The 2,186-nt window shown below is 51.8% G+C and carries 1 rRNA gene; it reads right to left on the bottom strand.

Going from position 1 to position 2,186, the window contains the following annotated elements:
* A 23S ribosomal RNA gene (locus MHN32_RS23630) occupies positions 1-2,186 on the bottom strand; the annotation flags it as partial.

Raw genomic sequence — 2,186 nt, 5'->3', positions numbered from 1 at the left:
TTCCGAACGTAGCTACCGGGCAATGCAATTGGCATCACAACCCGAACACCAGCGGTTCGTCCACTCCGGTCCTCTCGTACTAGGAGCAGCCCCTCTCAATTCTCAAACGCCCACGGCAGATAGGGACCGAACTGTCTCACGACGTTCTAAACCCAGCTCGCGTACCACTTTAAATGGCGAACAGCCATACCCTTGGGACCGACTTCAGCCCCAGGATGTGATGAGCCGACATCGAGGTGCCAAACACCGCCGTCGATATGAACTCTTGGGCGGTATCAGCCTGTTATCCCCGGAGTACCTTTTATCCGTTGAGCGATGGCCCTTCCATTCAGAACCACCGGATCACTATGACCTACTTTCGTACCTGCTCGACGTGTCTGTCTCGCAGTTAAGCTTGCTTCTACCATTACACTAACCGTACGATGTCCGACCGTACTTAGCAAACCTTCGTGCTCCTCCGTTACTCTTTGGGAGGAGACCGCCCCCTGCTTCAAAGCCTCCCACCTATCCTACACATGTAGGGTCAATGTTCAGTGCCAAGCTGTAGTAAAGGTTCACGGGGTCTTTCCGTCTAGCCGCGGGTACACAGCATCTTCACTGCGATTTCAATTTCACTGAGTCTCGGGTGGAGACAGCGTGGCCATGGTTACACCATTCGTGCAGGTCGGAACTTACCCGACAAGGAATTTCGCTACCTTAGGACCGTTATAGTTACGGCCGCCGTTTACCGGGGCTTCGATCAAGAGCTTCGCCTAAGCTAACCCCATCAATTAACCTTCCGGCACCGGGCAGGTGTCACACCGTATACGTCATCTTACGATTTTGCACAGTGCTGTGTTTTTAATAAACAGTCCCAGCCACCTGGTCACTGCGGCTCTCGTTTGCTTACAGAGCAAGTCCTTCACAAACAAGAGCGTACCTTCTCCCGAAGTTACGGTACAATTTTGCCTAGTTCCTTCACCCGAGTGCAACCCGGATTTTCCTAAGTCACCAGCCTACAGCCTTTCACATGGACAACCAACGCCATGCTTGCCTAGCCTGCTCCGTCCCCCCATCGCATTCATACCGAGTACGGGAATATTAACCCGTTTCCCATCGACTACGCTCTTCAGCCTCGCCTTAGGGGTCGACTCACCCTACCCTGATTAACATGGGATAGGAACCCTTGGTCTTCCGGCGGAGGAGTTTTTCACTCCTCTTGTCGTTACTCATGTCAGCATTCGCACTTCTGATATGTCCAGCATGCCTCCCGGCACACCTTCAGCCACTTACAGAACGCTCCCCTACCCCGCATACTTACGTACGCAGCCGTAGCTTCGGTGGTATGTTTAGCCCCGTTACATCTTCCGCGCAGGCCGACTCGACTAGTGAGCTATTACGCTTTCTTTAAAGGGTGGCTGCTTCTAAGCCAACCTCCTAGCTGTTTTAGCCTTCCCACATCGTTTCCCACTTAACATACACTTTGGGACCTTAGCTGACGGTCTGGGTTGTTTCCCTCTCCACGACGGACGTTAGCACCCGCCGTGTGTCTCCCGGATATTACTTTACGGTATTCGGAGTTTGCAAAGGGTTGGTAAGTCGGGATGACCCCCTAGCCTTAACAGTGCTCTACCCCCGTAAGTATTCGTCCGAGGCTCTACCTAAATAGATTTCGGGGAGAACCAGCTATCTCCCGGTTTGATTAGCCTTTCACTCCTAGCCACAGGTCATCCCCTAACTTTTCAACGTTAGTGGGTTCGGTCCTCCAGTTGATGTTACTCAACCTTCAACCTGCCCATGGCTAGATCACCGGGTTTCGGGTCTATACCCTGCAACTTAAGCGCCCAGTTAAGACTCGCTTTCGCTACGGCTCCCCTAAATGGTTAACCTCGCTACAGAATATAAGTCGCTGACCCATTATACAAAAGGTACGCAGTCACCCAACAAGTAGGCTCCTACTGCTTGTACGTACACGGTTTCAGGTTCTATTTCACTCCCCTCACAGGGGTTCTTTTCGCCTTTCCCTCACGGTACTGGTTCACTATCGGTCAGTTGGGAGTATTTAGCCTTGGAGGATGGTCCCCCCATATTCAGTCAAAGTTTCACGTGCTCCGACCTACTCGATTTCACTCTAGATAAGTTTTTGTGTACGGGACTATCACCCTGTTTCGTCATGCTTTCCAGCATGTTCCACTAACTACACTAAA

Origin of the sequence: Pseudoalteromonas sp. Of11M-6, assembly GCF_022347905.1 — a bacterium.
Taxonomy (GTDB): domain Bacteria; phylum Pseudomonadota; class Gammaproteobacteria; order Enterobacterales; family Alteromonadaceae; genus Pseudoalteromonas.
The sequence above is the reverse complement of the archived record's forward strand: the minus strand, read 5'-3'. Positions and strand labels throughout refer to the sequence as shown.